Here is a 15,258-nt window from a genome sequence, read left to right on the forward strand (position 1 = left end):
GCAGTATGCGTCATAAATTAAATTTAAAAGATTGGCTTATTCGTTTAGGGTTAATCTGGTTCTTAGTAACATTTATTATTTATCCAAACTTTGATCTAGTAGTGAATGTATTTGTAAAAGGAGGAGAATTTTCCCTTGATGCTGTACATCGTGTTCTAAAATCTCAAAGGGCACTTCAGAGTATTATGAACAGTTTTAAGTTGGCATTTTCACTCATTATTACAGTTAATATCGTAGGTATTCTTTGTGTTCTATTTACAGAATACTTTGATATTAAAGGTGCTAAAATTTTAAAATTAGGTTATATGACCTCTTTAATTTATGGAGGAGTGGTTTTAGCGACTGGATATAAATTTGTCTATGGTCCTTATGGATTGATTACAAAATTTTTACAAAATATTATCCCTTCTTTAGACCCTAACTGGTTTATTGGGTATGGTGCAGTCTTATTCATTATGACATTTTCAGGAACTGCTAATCATACATTGTTTTTAACAAATACAATTCGAAGCGTTGACTATCACACTATTGAGGCTGCTCGAAATATGGGAGCAAAACCATTTACTGTTTTCCGAAAAGTAGTGTTACCAACCTTAATTCCAACTCTATTTGCACTTACTATCATGGTTTTTCTTAGTGGTTTATCTGCAGTAGCAGCACCCATGATTGTTGGTGGTAAAGAATTTCAAACTATAAATCCAATGATTATTACATTTGCAGGGATGGGGAATTCTCGTGATTTAGCTGCTCTACTTGCAATTATTTTAGGTATTGCAACTACAATTTTGCTTACTATCATGAACAAGATAGAAAAAGGTGGAAATTATATTTCTATCTCTAAGACTAAAGCGCCTCTTAAAAAACAAAAAATTGCGTCTAAGCCTTGGAATATCATTGCTCACATTGTAGCATATGGATTGTTCACAGTTTTCATGCTTCCACTAATTTTTATAGTATTATACTCATTTACAGATCCAGTTGCAATTCAAACAGGTAACTTAACATTATCAAACTTTACTTTAGAAAATTATCGCTTATTCTTTAGTAATAGTGCGGCATTCTCTCCATTCTTGGTCAGCTTTATTTATTCTATTATTGCTGCGACAACAGCAACAATTCTCGCAGTTGTATTTGCTCGTGTTGTCAGAAAACATAAATCTCGGTTTGATTTCTTATTTGAATATGGTGCTCTACTTCCTTGGTTACTACCAAGTACACTTTTAGCAGTAAGTTTATTATTTACTTTTAATCAGCCACAATTTCTTGTCTTGAATCAGATTTTGGTAGGTAGTTTGGTAATTCTACTTATTGCATATATAGTTGTAAAAATCCCATTTTCTTATAGAATGGTACGTGCTATTTTATTTAGTGTTGATGATGAGATGGAAGATGCAGCAAGAAGTATGGGTGCTTCACCTTTTTATACTATGATGAAGGTTATCATTCCATTTATTTTACCGGTTGTTCTCTCTGTTATTGCTTTAAACTTTAACTCTTTATTAACTGACTTCGACTTATCTGTATTTCTTTACCATCCATTAGCTCAACCACTGGGTATAACTATTCGTTCAGCAGGTGATGAAACAGCAACTTCAAATGCTCAAGCACTTGTATTCGTTTATACTATTGTATTAATGATAATTTCTGGTTCTGTTTTATACTTTACTCAGAGACCAGTTAGTAGAAAAAGGAAATAATAATGCAAGCAACAAGCTTAGGACTATCATATATCGAAATTGTATTAAGAATTGTACTTTCATTAGTTATTGGTGGTGTAATTGGTTTAGAGAGAGGAAGTAAATCTCAACCAGCAGGTATTCGTACACATAGTATTGTTTGTCTGGCTGCATGTTTAATTATGATGACTAATGAGTATGTATCTTATAAATTTGGTACAGGAGATCCTACACGCTTAGGTGCGCAGGTTATATCAGGTGTTGGTTTTCTTGGGGCTGGAACAATACTTATTACAGATAAAAAGAAAATAACTGGTTTAACAACTGCAGCCGGAATATGGGCTTCAGCTGGAATCGGTCTAGCTATTGGTGTTGGTTTTTATGAAGGAGCCATACTAGGAGCAATGTCTGTTTGGAGTGTTATAACTATGTTCCAACCTTTAAAAAAATATCTTCAAAGTCGTTCAAAGATAATCGAATTGTATATCGTTGTTAGATCTACAGAGGCATATAATCGGGTACTAGTATACTGTGCTGAGAATGGCATTAGAATGACTGATTCTAGAACTGCATTTGGAGATGTTAATTCAGAAAGAATTGAATATTTTGATGTTCCAGACAAAAAAATCGCGTCATTTATTACTCTGGAATTATCAGGTAGATTTGAGCACCTTAAACTAATGGAAGAAATTGCTAATATTGTTGGTGTGATTTATGTTGAGGAAATCAGCTAATCTAGGGATAAACAAAGGGACGGATTATTCTAGTCCTTTTGTTTTCTTTAAATAATAAGAAATATAAGGGCACATCTAAAAACTCAATTTCAATACTTTTAAACATTGATGTATCAACGTTTTCTGAGCAATAAAAATAGAAAATCGGTAGTTTTTAGAGGTGTCCATAATAATTTTTGAAGAAAAGGATTTAACTAATTTGAGAGTATATAAAGTGGATTTTGATGCAGGAAAAATAACTTATTTTGATGACTATAATCTCATACAGGTATACCACTTCCATTCATTTTATGATGTTTGTGAGATGGTGTTCGCTTGTCATTTACCATTTGAAGAAATGCTTAGAAATGTTATTGTTAAGGAGAAAGCTGTTCCCATATTAGAGTGTTATATTGAACAGATAATGAATACATTTCTAAATACAGAAGGATTTACTGAAAATGATTCCTTGGAATTTTCAGGTAGTGTATTTTCTTATACGGTGATTTGTAATGCAGTTTACAAAATAGTACAAAACAGTGAATTGAATTGTAAAATTTATGTTACTAGTACTGAAAGTTAATGTAGATTTAGTGAAGTATTTCCTCCAGATGTAAACTAGATTAAAAGATTAGAATGTAATTTTCTTGTTAAAATAATTTAAATATTGTATAGTTATAGTGAAGGTTTATGACAGGAGTATTTTAATGGAAAAAGGGAAAAAGGTAACGATATATGATATTGCACGTTTGTCTGGTTTTTCTCCAAAGACAGTTTCACGTGTAATAAATGGAGGGAATAGAGTAAAACCTGAGACTTATAATGCCATAAAAAAAGTCATCGATGAGTTATCCTATATTCCAAATGCCTATGCTCAGAATTTAACGAAGAAAGAAACCACGAATATTTTAATATCTGTGAAGAAGATTGATTCTTTTCCTTTAATCTGGTTTCAAACACTTTTAGATAAAGTTTTACAAACTTGTAGACAATTTGGAGTAAATGCTATTGTTGAATATTTTGGAGAGGAAGATTCGATTAGTAATTCAATTATTTCAAGTATTGGTAGCCTTGTAGATGGAGTGATTGTCTTTTATGAGGGGGAGAATGATATTCGAATCCAATATTTAAAGAAAAATAATATGCCTTTCATTGTCTTTGGAGAGTCTCAAACACCTGGAGTAGTTTACGTATCTAACAATAACTTTCAAGCTACTTATGATATGATGAAAGTAGTTTTGGAAAAGAATTTTAAAGATATGTGGTTACTTATGGGAGGTGAGTCTTATGTAAATAAGGATCGAGAGAGAGGAGTGAGAACTTTTTTAAAGGATAATAATTATTCTATGGATTTGAAGGTAGTTTATGGTTTAACTACAATAGAGTCAGTTTATTCCTTTGCTGTGAATGATTTGTCTTTTGGAAATTATCCAGATATTATATTTGTTTCAGGCGATGAAAAAGTTCAGGGACTAATTCGTGCGTGTTACGAAAAAGGAATAGCGATTCCGGATAATATATCCGTTGTTGGATTTGATAATATTCCAATTTCACAGTATTACACTCCTGCTTTATCTACAATTTCTCCTAATTATGTTAAATTAGCTCAAGAAATGATTGAAGGGGTATTAGCAATTATAAAGGGGGAAAGTGTCACATCTGTTGAAGTTTCTACTAAACTTGTTAGGAGACAGAGTTTCTAGTATTGTTTAATTCTTGAAAATCCTAATGGAAAAGATGGAGTGTTCTAAAGTAAGTTCTGTTTAGCATCTATTCAGTTTCTATTGAGTTGGATCCAATTTCTAACAAGTGGGACATTTTCACGTTCGATTTACTAAAGACATTATCACATTCGAATCACACATCTTTCAAAAAAATTGTAAAAAAGTCTTGACAAAGAAAAAACAAAGTATTAAAATAAGTTCAACAAATCAGAAAAGTAACTATTTTTGATCTTCAGGGAGCCTGTGGTGATTGTGAACAGGTGGTTGAAAGTAGTGAAAGTGGGCTGATTTTAAAAATGAATTTGAAACAATGAAAATTCGGTGCGCACACCTTACAGTGCAACTTGTTGTTAGACAAGGCAGAGATGTAAAGGGGAATAGTCCCTTTACAATTGAGGTGGCACCGCGTTACCAACGCCCTCACACAGATTGTTTTCTGTGTGTGGGCTTTTTCATATCTTGAAATCAATACAGAAAGAGGAAAATTTTATGACAACTAAAGGTTATTTTGGACAATTTGGTGGTAGTTTTGTACCGGCGCCGATTCAGGCTTTGTTGGATGAGTTGGAAGTGACATTTGAAAAGTACAAGGATGATCCAGAGTTTTTGGCAGAATTTCGTCATTACTTGAAGGACTATTCAGGTCGCGAAACACCGCTCTATTTTGCGGAAAGTTTGACAGATCACTTAGGTGGCGCTAAGATTTATCTCAAGCGTGAAGACCTTAACCACCTTGGTTCTCACAAGCTCAACAATGTTTTAGGACAAATTCTTCTTGCTAAACGCATGGGCAAAAAACGAGTGATTGCGGAAACAGGAGCTGGTCAGCACGGTGTTGCGACAGCAGCGGCTGCAGCCAAGTTTGGTATGGCCTGTGATGTCTACATGGGGGCAGAGGATGTGGAGCGTCAACGTCTCAATGTTTTCCGTATGGAGATGATGGGAGCAACTGTTCATGCAGTTGAAACAGGGACACGAACTCTTAAGGATGCGGTTGATGCAGCCTTTGGAGCATGGATGAATGACCTTGAAGCCTTTTATGTTCTGGGATCTGCTGTGGGACCTCACCCATATCCAACCATTGTTCATGAGTTCCAAAAGGTCATCAGTGAAGAATCTCGCCGTCAAATCTTAGAAAAAGAAGGTCGTTTACCAGACTACGTTATTGCCTGTGTAGGTGGTGGCTCTAATGCCATCGGTGCTTTTTCTCAGTATGTGGCTGATGAAGAAGTCAAATTGGTTGGGGTTGAAGCTGCTGGTCACGGACTTGACACAGACAAGCACGCAGCTACTATGACAAAAGGTAGTATCGGAATTGTTGATGGTATGAAGACTTATGCAGTCTTTAAGGAAGATGGAGAGCTAGCTCCAGTTTACTCTATCTCAGCTGGATTGGACTATCCAGGGGTTGGCCCAGAACACGCCTACTTCAAAGATTCAGGTCGCGTGGAATATGTGGCTGCGACAGACGAAGAAGCTGTTCAGGCTCTCCTCCTTCTCAGCAAGACTGAAGGAATTATCCCAGCGATTGAAAGTTCGCATGCTATCGCAGAAGCAGTTAAACGTGCACCGAAACTAAGTAAAGACGACATTATCCTCATCAATGTCTCTGGTCGTGGAGACAAGGACGTAGCTGCGATTGCAGACTACCTAGAAGCTAAAAAATAATAGATGGAAAAATTACAGTTATTTCTTTCCCAGAGAGCTTGTGGTTGCTGGAAACAAGCAGAGAAAGCTGTAAGGTTGGGTCCATCTGAAACGAGAGAAGAAAACATAATTCTCAAGGGAGTGCCCTTTATCGCACAGCCTGTTACAGGAGGTTTCTGAGACAGGCATGAGAGATAGGAGAAATCCTATAATTGAGGTGGCACCGCGAATTTCGTCCTCACGCAAGTTATTTTGCGTGGGGATTTTTCATACAGTCGCCACGGACTAGAAGTAGAACTGAAAGGGAAATTACAATGGAACGAATCATTCATGGAGATGTCTTATCACCAATCTTGGCTTATATGCGTCTAAAGGGGCAACACAAGGTTATTTTAGAAAGTATTCCGAGAGACAAGGAAACAGCTCGTTTTTCTATCTTAGCTTATAATCCAGTTTTTGAGATTAAGTTTGAAAATGGAGTTCTCTATCAAAATGGTCAAGTGATTGATCGGGATCCCTTGGATTTCCTTTATGAAGTGACTCATAAGAGCCAGCACCATTCAGACCTACCTTTTGGTGGTGGGGCAATTGGCTTTGTGGGTTACGATATGATTTCGCTTTATGAAGAAATTGGTCAAATTCCTGAAGATACAATTGGAACGCCAGACATGCATTTCTTCGTCTATGAGAGTTACATGGTCTTTGACCACAAGAAGGAAAAAATCCATGTCATCGAGGATGCTCTTTATAGCAAGCGCAGTCAAGAAAACTTGGAAAAAGCCTTGAACCAAGTGCTTGAGGAATTACGCATTCCTGCTCCAAATGAATTTGAAGACTTGGATCTATCTCCGCTGGACTTCAAACCGCATATCGCTCCTCAGAAGTTTGAGGAAATGGTGGAAACGGCTCGTGACTTGATTCGTAACGGGGATATGTTCCAATGTGTACTTAGTCAACGCTTCTCAGCAGAAGTGACTGGAAATCCATTTGACTTCTATAGAAATCTCCGCGTGACTAATCCTTCTAATTACCTTTATTTCTATGATTTTGGGGATTATCAAATCATCGGAGCTAGTCCAGAAAGTTTGGTTTCTGTCAAAAATGGCATCGTGACAACCAATCCGATTGCAGGGACACGACCAAGAGGCGCTACGGATGAAGAAGACAAGGCTTTGGCGACAGACCTGCTTTCGGATGAGAAGGAAACAGCAGAGCATCGAATGTTGGTAGACTTGGGGCGTAATGATATCGGCCGAATCGCTGAAACGGCCAGTGTCCAAGTCACTAAGTATATGGAAGTGGAGCTCTTCCGTTATGTTATGCATTTGACCAGTGTGGTCAAGGGGCGTTTGCTTCCAGAACTCACTGCCATGGATGCCTTGAAAGCAACACTTCCTGCTGGAACAGTTTCTGGAGCACCAAAGATTCGGGCGATGAGACGCATCTATGAACTGGAAACGGAAAAACGGGGCGTATACGCAGGAGCAATCGGCTACTTGTCTGCGACAGGTGATATGGATTTTGCCATTGCCATCCGAACCATGATTCTCAAAAATCAAATAGCCTATGTTCAGGCTGGGGCAGGGATTGTCTACGACTCCATCGCCCAAAACGAATACCAAGAAACCATTAACAAAGCAAAATCTATGACTAGAATTGGAGAACTAAGACCATGATTTTATTGATTGACAACTATGATTCTTTTACCTATAACTTGGCCCAATACATTGGGAATTTTGCAGAAGTTCAGGTCTTGAGAAATGATGATCCCAAGCTGTATGAAGAAGCTGAAAAAGCAGATGGACTGGTCTTTTCTCCTGGTCCTGGTTGGCCAGTTGATGCTGGAAAGATGGAAGACATGATTCGTGATTTTGCTGGCAAGAAGCCGATTCTTGGGATTTGTTTGGGCCACCAAGCCATTGCAGAAGTCTTTGGTGGTAAGTTAGGTTTGGCTCCAAAAGTCATGCATGGGAAACAGAGCAATATCAGCTTTGAAGCGCCATCTGTTTTGTATCAAGGTATCGAGGATGGCCGTGCGGTCATGCGTTACCACAGTATTTTAATTGAAGAAATGCCAGAAAACTTTGAAGTGACAGCTCGTTCGACTGATGACCAAGCCATCATGGGAATTCAACACAAAACACTTCCAATTTATGGCTTCCAGTACCATCCAGAAAGTATCGGAACGCCAGATGGCTTGTCTTCTATTCGGAATTTTATCGAGAAGGTTGTAAAGTGAGGAAACTAGGATGAAAGAGATTATTGAAAAACTAGCAAAATTTGAAAATTTATCAGGTGTGGAAATGACGGATGTCATCGAGCGTATCGTAACTGGGCGTGTAACGGAGGCGCAGATTGCTTCTCTCCTTTTGGCTCTTAAGATGAAGGGGGAAACACCTGAAGAACGCACAGCCATTGCCCAAGTCATGAGAGGGCATGCCCAACATATTCCAACTGAGATTCATGATGCCATGGACAACTGTGGTACAGGTGGGGACAAGTCTTTCAGTTTTAATATTTCCACAACTGCAGCCTTTGTCTTGGCTGGTGGTGGTGTTCACATGGCAAAACACGGTAACCGCTCGATTTCTTCTAAATCTGGTTCTGCAGATGTCCTCGAAGCCTTGGGGATCAACTTAGACCTCAAACCAGCTGAACTAGGTAAGGTTTTTGATAAAACTGGCATCGTCTTTCTCTTTGCTAAAAATATGCACCCAGCTATGAAATACATCATGCCAGCCCGTTTGGAATTGGGAATTCCAACGATCATGAACTTGACTGGTCCCCTGATTCACCCAATGGCCTTGGAAACGCAGCTTCTTGGAATTAGTCGTCCAGAACTGCTAGAAAGTACAGCTCAGGTATTGAAAAATATGGGTCGCAAACGTGCCATCGTGGTTGCTGGACCAGAAGGTTTGGATGAAGCCGGCTTGAACGGAACAACCAAGATTGCTCTTCTGGAAAATGGCGAAATCACCTTGTCAAGCTTTACTCCAGAGGATTTTGGGATGGAGCGCTACGCTATCGAAGATATTCGTGGAGGCAATGCTCAGGAAAATGCAGAAATTTTGCTCAGCGTTCTTAAAAACGAACCAAGTCCATTCTTGGAAACTACAGTTTTAAATGCTGGTCTTGGTTTCTATGCTAATGGTAAGGTAGATAATATCAAGGATGGAGTTGCCTTGGCCCGCCAAGTGATTGCTAGTGGCAAGGCCCTTGAAAAACTCAGACTGTTACAGGAGTACCAAAAATGAGTCAGGAATTTTTAGCACGAATTTTGGAGCAGAAGGCGCGTGAGGTAGAGCAGATGGAGCTGGAGGAAATCCAGCCCCTGCGCCAGACATATCGCTTGGCAGAATTTTTGAAGAATCATCAGGACCGCTTGCAGGTAATCGCTGAGGTCAAGAAGGCTAGCCCTAGTTTGGGAGATATCAATCTCGATGTGGATATTGTGCAACAGGCCCAGACTTATGAAGAAAACGGAGCAGTGATGATTTCTGTTTTGACAGATGAAGTTTTCTTTAAAGGACATTTGGATTATCTACGGGAGATTTCCAGTCAGGTAAACATTCCGACGCTTAACAAGGACTTTATCATCGATGAAAAGCAAATCATTCGAGCTCGCAATGCAGGTGCGACAGTCATCCTGCTCATTGTGGCTGCCTTGTCAGAAGAACGCCTCAAGGAACTGTATGACTACGCGACAGAGCTTGGTCTGGAAGTTTTAGTGGAGACTCATAATCTAGCTGAACTAGAAGTGGCTCACAGACTTGGTGCCCAGATTATCGGGGTCAATAACCGCAACTTGATCACCTTTGAAGTTGACTTGCAGACCAGTGTGGACTTGGCTAAACATTTCAAAGATGATTGCTTGTACATTTCTGAATCTGCTATTTTTACAGGGCAGGATGCGGAACGAGTAGCGCCATACTTTAACGGAATTTTGGTAGGGACAGCTCTCATGCAGGCGGAAGATGTGGCCCAGAGAATCAAGGAGTTGCAGATTGACAAAGGTTAAAATTTGCGGACTATCGACCAAAGAAGCGGTGGAGACAGCCGTGTCAGCAGGAGCCGACTATATCGGTTTTGTCTTCGCACCTAGTAAAAGACAGGTGACCTTGGATCAGGCTGCTGAGCTGGCAAAGCATATTCCTGCGGATGTCAAAAAGGTTGGTGTATTTGTTTTACCAAGTCGGGCTCAACTGCTAGAAGTCATTGACAAAGTTGGCTTGGACTTGGTTCAAGTTCACGGTCAGGTGGCAGATGATTTGTTTGAGAATTTGCCTTGTGCCAGTATTCAGGCTGTGCAGGTGGATGGAGAGGGGCATGTACCCAATTCTCAGGCAGACTATCTACTCTTTGATGCCCCTGTGGCTGGGAGTGGCCAGACCTTTGACTGGGCTCAACTGGATACGATTGGACTAACTCAGCCTTTCTTTATCGCAGGTGGGCTTAATGAAGGCAATGTAGTAAAAGCAATTCAACACTTTACTCCCTATGCAGTAGATGTATCAAGCGGAGTGGAGACAGATGGACAAAAAGATTATGAAAAGATTAGAAGATTTATAGAGAGGGTAAAGAATGGCATATCAAGAACCAAATAAAGATGGATTTTACGGAAAATTCGGCGGACGTTTTGTCCCAGAAACATTGATGACAGCAGTTTTGGAATTGGAGAAGGCCTACCGTGAAAGTCAGGCAGACCCAAGTTTCCAAGAGGAATTAAACCAACTTTTGCGTCAGTATGTGGGACGTGAAACTCCCCTTTACTACGCAAAAAACTTGACCCAGCATATCGGCGGAGCCAAGATTTATCTTAAACGTGAAGACCTTAACCATACAGGGGCCCACAAGATTAACAATGCCTTGGGACAAGTTCTTCTGGCTAAACGCATGGGCAAAAAGAAAATTATCGCTGAAACAGGTGCTGGTCAGCACGGTGTGGCAACTGCAACTGCTGCAGCCCTCTTTAACATGGAATGTACTATCTACATGGGTGAGGAAGATGTCAAACGCCAAGCCCTCAATGTCTTCCGTATGGAGCTTTTGGGAGCCAAGGTTGAGGCAGTGACAGATGGTTCGCGCGTGCTCAAGGATGCGGTCAATGCAGCCCTTCGTTCATGGGTGGCTAATATCGATGATACCCACTATATCCTTGGTTCTGCCTTGGGACCTCATCCATTCCCAGAAATCGTTCGTGACTTCCAAAGTGTCATTGGTCGAGAAGCTAAACAACAGTATCGCGATATGACAGGTCAAGATCTGCCAGATGCCCTAGTAGCCTGTGTTGGTGGTGGTTCTAATGCTATCGGGCTCTTCCATCCCTTTGTAGAAGATGAGTCTGTAGCTATGTATGGGGCTGAAGCAGCAGGACTTGGTGTGGATACAGAGCACCACGCAGCTACCTTGACCAAGGGTCGTCCGGGTGTCCTTCACGGTTCTCTCATGGATGTGCTCCAAGATGCCCATGGTCAAATTCTTGAAGCCTTCTCTATCTCAGCAGGTTTGGACTATCCTGGTATCGGTCCAGAACATTCTCACTACCACGATATTAAACGTGCCAGCTATGTCCCTGTGACAGACGAAGAAGCCTTGGAAGGATTCCAACTCTTGTCTCGTGTGGAAGGGATTATCCCAGCCTTGGAATCAAGCCATGCGATCGCTTTTGCGGTGAAGTTGGCCAAAGAACTTGGACCGGATAAGTCTATGATTGTCTGTCTATCAGGTCGTGGGGATAAGGATGTGGTTCAAGTCAAAGACCGCTTGGAAGCAGATGCAGCAAAGAAGGGAGAAGCTCATGCCTAAGACACTAACAGAAAAATTAAACGCTATAAAAGCAACTGGAAAAGGAATTTTCGTTCCTTATATCATGGCTGGGGACCACGAAAAAGGTTTGGATGGACTAGGAGAAACAATACACTTTTTAGAAGATTTGGGTGTTTCGGCTATTGAAGTGGGTATTCCCTTTTCAGACCCTGTTGCAGATGGACCTGTTATCGAAGAAGCTGGCTTGCGCAGTTTAGCCCACGGGACCTCTACCCAGGCTTTGGTTGAAACCTTGAAAACCATTCAAACAGAGGTGCCACTTGTCATCATGACCTACTTCAACCCCCTCTTTCAGTACGGTGTGGAGAACTTTGTCAAAGATTTGGAAGATACAGCGGTTAAGGGCTTGATTATTCCAGACCTGCCTCATGAGCATGCCAACTTTGTAGAACCATTTTTGGCAGATACAGACATGGCCTTGATTCCCCTAGTTAGTTTGACGACAGGAATTGAGCGCCAGAAAGAGTTGATTGAAGGGGCAGAAGGATTTGTCTATGCCGTTGCCATCAATGGGGTGACAGGGAAATCTGGCAATTACCGTGCAGACTTGGACAAGCACTTGACTCAACTGCATCAAGTAGCTGATATCCCAGTATTGACAGGTTTTGGCGTATCTAGTCAAGCCGATGTAGAACGCTTCAATGCGGTGTCAGATGGCGTTATCGTCGGTTCAAAAATCGTAAAAGCTCTCCATGAAGGAGAGCCAATTGAGGACTTTATCAAACAAGCAGTAGCTTACCAAAAATAATTACACAAGCAGCGAACAAGAGGAAAGGCACGAAAGGAAGTCTTTCCTTTTTCTTTTGTAGGAGAAAGGCTAGTTTTATAATGAATTGAATCTGGAATAGTACATTATGATTCCTAAAATATTTTAAGAAAGTGATTTGAATTTCCCAATAAATTTGTTCAGTTTTTAATTGATTTTACTATAGAAGATATAATTTTCTAAATTACTCTGATATGCAACTTTAAGAAAAAGCTAATTATTGTAGTAATTTCTTTAAGAAAATGATATAATTCATTAAAAAGAATTTGAAGGAGGAAGAATTATGTTGAATCAGGATCTCTTTGATTCGCTTGAGGCACAAAAAATTGTAGATACTTTGATGAAAGGGCAAAAAGATTATGTAGATGAACGTATAGAAAAAAGAGAGACCATGATAGTGTCGAATGGTTATGCATGGACGCGACCTAATCATATTGATACTGCATTTGCATCAGCAGATTTGTTTGAGTATAAATTAAAATTAGCAGGACAGACTTGGGGATATTTAGAATTTGAAACAAATACAGAAAAATATGGGAAAGTATTGTTAATTATAAAGGGTAAGAAGCGACTTACGAACCAATTTCCTTTGGTACAAAAAAATAAGAGTGGCTACTTATTTGAATATGCTCAGATGAATACACTTTATCTTAATCAACATTCTTCCTATAAAAATGATGAAGATAGTCATTCTTTTCCAATTCAGATGGAGTTAGTTTCTGATGAAATGATTCAAGAAATTGAACAAGCTACTAAAAATTCGAATATCGAAAAATTTATGATTTTAACTTATGAGGCGGACTTAGAAAACAATATTATATCTGTAGATGTTGTTATGCCTGATGCACGAACTGGTCAGTTACACTTGATTCAAGATTTGTCTGAGTATATTCAATCAAGTTCGTACCATTTCGAAGAAGCTAAATATCAAAATATTCCTAATTTTTCAGAATTATCGGAAACAGAAGATTTTGAAATTATTCCAAGAATAGAAAAACAAGAAGGTCAAAAGTAGTAAGGAGTATGTAAATGTTTAATGGTCGGGTATTGAAAGAATTACGGCTGTTAAATGGTTTAAGTAGAGCAGAATTAGCTCAGAGAATTGATTTAACGGAACAAGCCATTTGGCAGTTTGAGTCCAACGAAACGAAACCTAAATTATCAACCAAAATGCATTTGGCCAACCAATTTCATGTTGATTTAACTTATTTTGAACAAGAAGAAGAAAGTATTCGATTTGATTCTTCTGTAATTGCCTTTAGAAATGCAGACCTAGCAACACGGAAAACAATAGATATTCAAACTATGTATTTACATAAGGTAGATAGTTTGATTGATTATTTTGAAAGTTTTGTAATTATACCTAATATTACAATTCATGACCTAAGTAATGTAGTGAGTGAATCTTATCATAAGGGAGAATCCATTGAGGAATTGGCTCTTTATGCCAGGGAAAAATTAGGTATTTCAAAAGATAATCATGATTTGCTTTATAAATTAGAACGTTCAGGCATCTATATCGTGGAACGATTAATTAATGGCCAAGCTGATGCTTATAGCGCATGGTCAAAATTGGGAAGACCTTATATTGTGTTGGGAACGAATAAATCATCTGTACGTCGAAATTTTGACTTAGCTCATGAGCTAGGACATATTCTTTTACACAAATATAAAGATATGAATGAAGATGGCGATCGTTTGGAGCAAGAAGCAAATTATTTTGCATCATGTTTTTTATTGCCAAAAGAAGAGTTTTTAGTCAAATTTGAAGAGAGGGTTGGCAAGCGTGTCAGCAATCCTGATAGTTATATTTTATTGAAGTCGGATTTGAATGTTTCGATACAGGCTTTAGAGTATCGAGCTTTTAAGTTAGGATTATTGACTCCAAAGCAACATTCTTACTTTTATCGTCAAATTGCGCAAAAAGGTTACAAAATGATAGAACCTCTGGATGATCAAATTTTTGTTAAAAAACCAAGCAAAGTAAAGAGTATTCTGGACGTCGTTTTGAGTAATCATCTAGTCAGTCTAGCGACTATAATGTCTAAACAAAGTATTCGTTTACAGTTTATAAGCGAAATATTTTCAGTCGAAATGAAATTTTTTGATCAGTATCAAGAAGATAAAAGAACGGATCGATTTGATAACATCATTCCTTTGTATAAAAGAAATAATTTATAATTTAACTGTGAAATAATTTCATGAAGGACATATGGCAGAAATTGGACTTTATCAAACAAGCAGTAGCTTACCAAAAATAATCACACAAGTAGCGAGTAAGAGGAAAGGCACAAAAGGAAGTCTTTCCTTTTTCTTTTGCAGGAGAAAGGCTAGGATGCCCGTCGCCGAAGCAAACTGAATCAAGATCAGTAATTCTGTTGCGCTAAAGACGATAGCACAAGAAGCTAAAAAGAGAAAATCCCCTGCGCCCATGCGGATATCGATAAAATGAGCCACAATTCCAAGTACAAGGAAGAAGACCATGACTAGATTCCAGCCAGAGCAGGCCATTAGGATTATATGAAAAGTCATCCAGACCAGTAAGGGATATTCCTGATGGCGAAAGTCGTAGATGCCCAAGGTCAAACCAGCAGTGATTAGGATGACTTGACCCAAGGAAAGAAAGCTCCAAGACCAGGACAGAAATAGGAGCCCTAAGCCTAGTTCAAAAAGGGCATACCAGACAGGATAAGTAGCCTTGCAGTAGCGACAGCGAAAGCGATTAAAAACCTGCGAGAGAATCGGAATCAAATCTAAGGGCCGCAAGCGAGTCTGACAGGAATCACAATGACTAGCTGGAAAGATAATAGATTGCTCTGGAAAGCGGTCAATGACCAAACCAAGAAAGGAAGCGAGAATGCTCCCAACAAGAAAAAAATAAAAATCAATCATACTTATCTATTCGT

General features: G+C 39.2%; 16 protein-coding genes, 1 pseudogene and 1 other annotated feature. Of the genes and pseudogenes, 15 read left to right on the top strand and 2 right to left on the bottom strand.

Annotated elements, in window-relative coordinates:
• Nucleotides 1–5: 5 nt before the first annotated feature.
• The 13 genes from HT721_RS01945 (at nt 6) to trpA (ending at nt 12,334) form a co-directional block, all read left to right on the top strand.
• Complete coding sequence (locus HT721_RS01945) at nt 6–1,697, top strand: iron ABC transporter permease (protein ID WP_138707339.1); 1,692 nt, start codon at nt 6–8, stop codon at nt 1,695–1,697.
• A gap of 2 nt (nt 1,698–1,699) precedes the next feature.
• Nucleotides 1,700–2,410 (top strand): MgtC/SapB family protein, encoded by a 711-nt coding sequence (locus HT721_RS01950; RefSeq protein ID WP_001149044.1) that lies wholly within the window; start codon nt 1,700–1,702, stop codon nt 2,408–2,410.
• 160 nt (nt 2,411–2,570) lie between these two features.
• Nucleotides 2,571–2,972 carry a hypothetical protein gene (locus HT721_RS01955; RefSeq protein ID WP_345890557.1) on the top strand — a complete coding sequence of 134 codons (402 nt, stop codon included), beginning with the start codon at nt 2,571–2,573 and terminating at the stop codon, nt 2,970–2,972.
• A 124-nt stretch (nt 2,973–3,096) separates the two neighbouring features.
• On the top strand, nt 3,097–4,092 hold the full coding sequence (locus HT721_RS01960; RefSeq protein WP_000410752.1) for a LacI family DNA-binding transcriptional regulator: 996 nt from the start codon (nt 3,097–3,099) through the stop codon (nt 4,090–4,092).
• Nucleotides 4,093–4,306: 214 nt separating this feature from the next.
• Nucleotides 4,307–4,538, top strand: a binding site (T-box leader).
• A gap of 64 nt (nt 4,539–4,602) precedes the next feature.
• Nucleotides 4,603–5,781: a tryptophan synthase subunit beta gene (trpB, locus tag HT721_RS01965; RefSeq protein ID WP_173213112.1), complete on the top strand. Its 1,179-nt coding sequence runs from the start codon at nt 4,603–4,605 to the stop codon at nt 5,779–5,781.
• A gap of 3 nt (nt 5,782–5,784) precedes the next feature.
• Nucleotides 5,785–5,940 (top strand): hypothetical protein, encoded by a 156-nt coding sequence (locus tag HT721_RS01970; protein WP_173228781.1) that lies wholly within the window; start codon nt 5,785–5,787, stop codon nt 5,938–5,940.
• A gap of 134 nt (nt 5,941–6,074) precedes the next feature.
• The gene (gene trpE, locus HT721_RS01975) at nt 6,075–7,436 is read left to right on the top strand and encodes an anthranilate synthase component I (protein ID WP_173213111.1); all 1,362 of its coding nucleotides are present in this window, start codon (nt 6,075–6,077) and stop codon (nt 7,434–7,436) included.
• Nucleotides 7,433–7,999, top strand: coding sequence for an aminodeoxychorismate/anthranilate synthase component II (locus HT721_RS01980; protein ID WP_125386827.1), 567 nt, complete (start codon nt 7,433–7,435; stop codon nt 7,997–7,999). Before trpE ends, HT721_RS01980 begins: the two co-directional genes overlap by 4 nt.
• A 10-nt stretch (nt 8,000–8,009) precedes the next feature.
• Nucleotides 8,010–9,014, top strand: a complete 1,005-nt coding sequence (gene trpD / locus HT721_RS01985) for an anthranilate phosphoribosyltransferase (protein WP_173213109.1) — start codon at nt 8,010–8,012, stop codon at nt 9,012–9,014.
• Complete coding sequence (gene trpC / locus HT721_RS01990) at nt 9,011–9,778, top strand: indole-3-glycerol phosphate synthase TrpC (RefSeq protein ID WP_173213106.1); 768 nt, start codon at nt 9,011–9,013, stop codon at nt 9,776–9,778. Before trpD ends, trpC begins: the two co-directional genes overlap by 4 nt.
• Complete coding sequence (locus tag HT721_RS01995; protein ID WP_173213104.1) at nt 9,765–10,364, top strand: phosphoribosylanthranilate isomerase; 600 nt, start codon at nt 9,765–9,767, stop codon at nt 10,362–10,364. The genes trpC and HT721_RS01995 overlap by 14 nt, the downstream gene beginning before the upstream one ends.
• Nucleotides 10,342–11,565: a tryptophan synthase subunit beta gene (trpB, locus tag HT721_RS02000; protein WP_049491302.1), complete on the top strand. Its 1,224-nt coding sequence runs from the start codon at nt 10,342–10,344 to the stop codon at nt 11,563–11,565. Before HT721_RS01995 ends, trpB (HT721_RS02000) begins: the two co-directional genes overlap by 23 nt.
• The gene (trpA, locus tag HT721_RS02005; protein WP_112443832.1) at nt 11,558–12,334 is read left to right on the top strand and encodes a tryptophan synthase subunit alpha; all 777 of its coding nucleotides are present in this window, start codon (nt 11,558–11,560) and stop codon (nt 12,332–12,334) included. The genes trpB (HT721_RS02000) and trpA overlap by 8 nt, the downstream gene beginning before the upstream one ends.
• Here the strand turns inward: trpA and HT721_RS02010 are convergent.
• A pseudogene (locus HT721_RS02010) lies at nt 12,306–12,407 on the bottom strand (prepilin peptidase); the annotation flags it as partial. The gene trpA and the pseudogene HT721_RS02010 sit on opposite strands and share 29 nt — an antisense overlap.
• Before the next feature lie 228 nt (nt 12,408–12,635).
• Between HT721_RS02010 and HT721_RS02015 the strand changes: the two are divergent.
• Both HT721_RS02015 and HT721_RS02020 read left to right on the top strand, forming a co-directional pair.
• Nucleotides 12,636–13,367, top strand: a complete 732-nt coding sequence (locus HT721_RS02015) for a hypothetical protein (protein ID WP_173213102.1) — start codon at nt 12,636–12,638, stop codon at nt 13,365–13,367.
• 14 nt (nt 13,368–13,381) lie between these two features.
• On the top strand, nt 13,382–14,533 hold the full coding sequence (locus HT721_RS02020; RefSeq protein ID WP_130886591.1) for an XRE family transcriptional regulator: 1,152 nt from the start codon (nt 13,382–13,384) through the stop codon (nt 14,531–14,533).
• A 51-nt stretch (nt 14,534–14,584) separates the two neighbouring features.
• Here HT721_RS02020 and HT721_RS02025 read toward each other — a convergent pair whose 3' ends face one another.
• A complete protein-coding gene (locus HT721_RS02025; protein ID WP_173213100.1) occupies nt 14,585–15,244 on the bottom strand; it encodes an A24 family peptidase in 660 nt (219 codons plus the stop codon).
• Between the last annotated feature and the right edge of the window lie 14 nt (nt 15,245–15,258).

It is taken from the genome of Streptococcus sp. 4094 (assembly GCF_013277125.1).
Lineage (GTDB): Bacteria > Bacillota > Bacilli > Lactobacillales > Streptococcaceae > Streptococcus.

Bases quoted from the DNA above. Each gene is read 5' to 3' on its own strand.
- trpE (WP_173213111.1), top strand. From the start codon at position 6,075: ATGGAACGAATCATTCATGGAGATGTCTTATCACCAATCTTGGCTTAT.
- HT721_RS01970 (WP_173228781.1), top strand. From the start codon at position 5,785: ATGGAAAAATTACAGTTATTTCTTTCCCAGAGAGCTTGTGGTTGCTGG.
- HT721_RS02020 (WP_130886591.1), top strand. From the start codon at position 13,382: ATGTTTAATGGTCGGGTATTGAAAGAATTACGGCTGTTAAATGGTTTA.
- HT721_RS02015 (WP_173213102.1), top strand. From the start codon at position 12,636: ATGTTGAATCAGGATCTCTTTGATTCGCTTGAGGCACAAAAAATTGTA.
- trpA (WP_112443832.1), top strand. From the start codon at position 11,558: ATGCCTAAGACACTAACAGAAAAATTAAACGCTATAAAAGCAACTGGA.
- HT721_RS01980 (WP_125386827.1), top strand. From the start codon at position 7,433: ATGATTTTATTGATTGACAACTATGATTCTTTTACCTATAACTTGGCC.
- trpB (WP_049491302.1), top strand. From the start codon at position 10,342: ATGGCATATCAAGAACCAAATAAAGATGGATTTTACGGAAAATTCGGC.
- HT721_RS01960 (WP_000410752.1), top strand. From the start codon at position 3,097: ATGGAAAAAGGGAAAAAGGTAACGATATATGATATTGCACGTTTGTCT.
- HT721_RS02025 (WP_173213100.1), bottom strand. From the start codon at position 15,244: ATGATTGATTTTTATTTTTTTCTTGTTGGGAGCATTCTCGCTTCCTTT.
- HT721_RS01950 (WP_001149044.1), top strand. From the start codon at position 1,700: ATGCAAGCAACAAGCTTAGGACTATCATATATCGAAATTGTATTAAGA.
- trpB (WP_173213112.1), top strand. From the start codon at position 4,603: ATGACAACTAAAGGTTATTTTGGACAATTTGGTGGTAGTTTTGTACCG.
- HT721_RS01945 (WP_138707339.1), top strand. From the start codon at position 6: ATGCGTCATAAATTAAATTTAAAAGATTGGCTTATTCGTTTAGGGTTA.
- trpC (WP_173213106.1), top strand. From the start codon at position 9,011: ATGAGTCAGGAATTTTTAGCACGAATTTTGGAGCAGAAGGCGCGTGAG.
- trpD (WP_173213109.1), top strand. From the start codon at position 8,010: ATGAAAGAGATTATTGAAAAACTAGCAAAATTTGAAAATTTATCAGGT.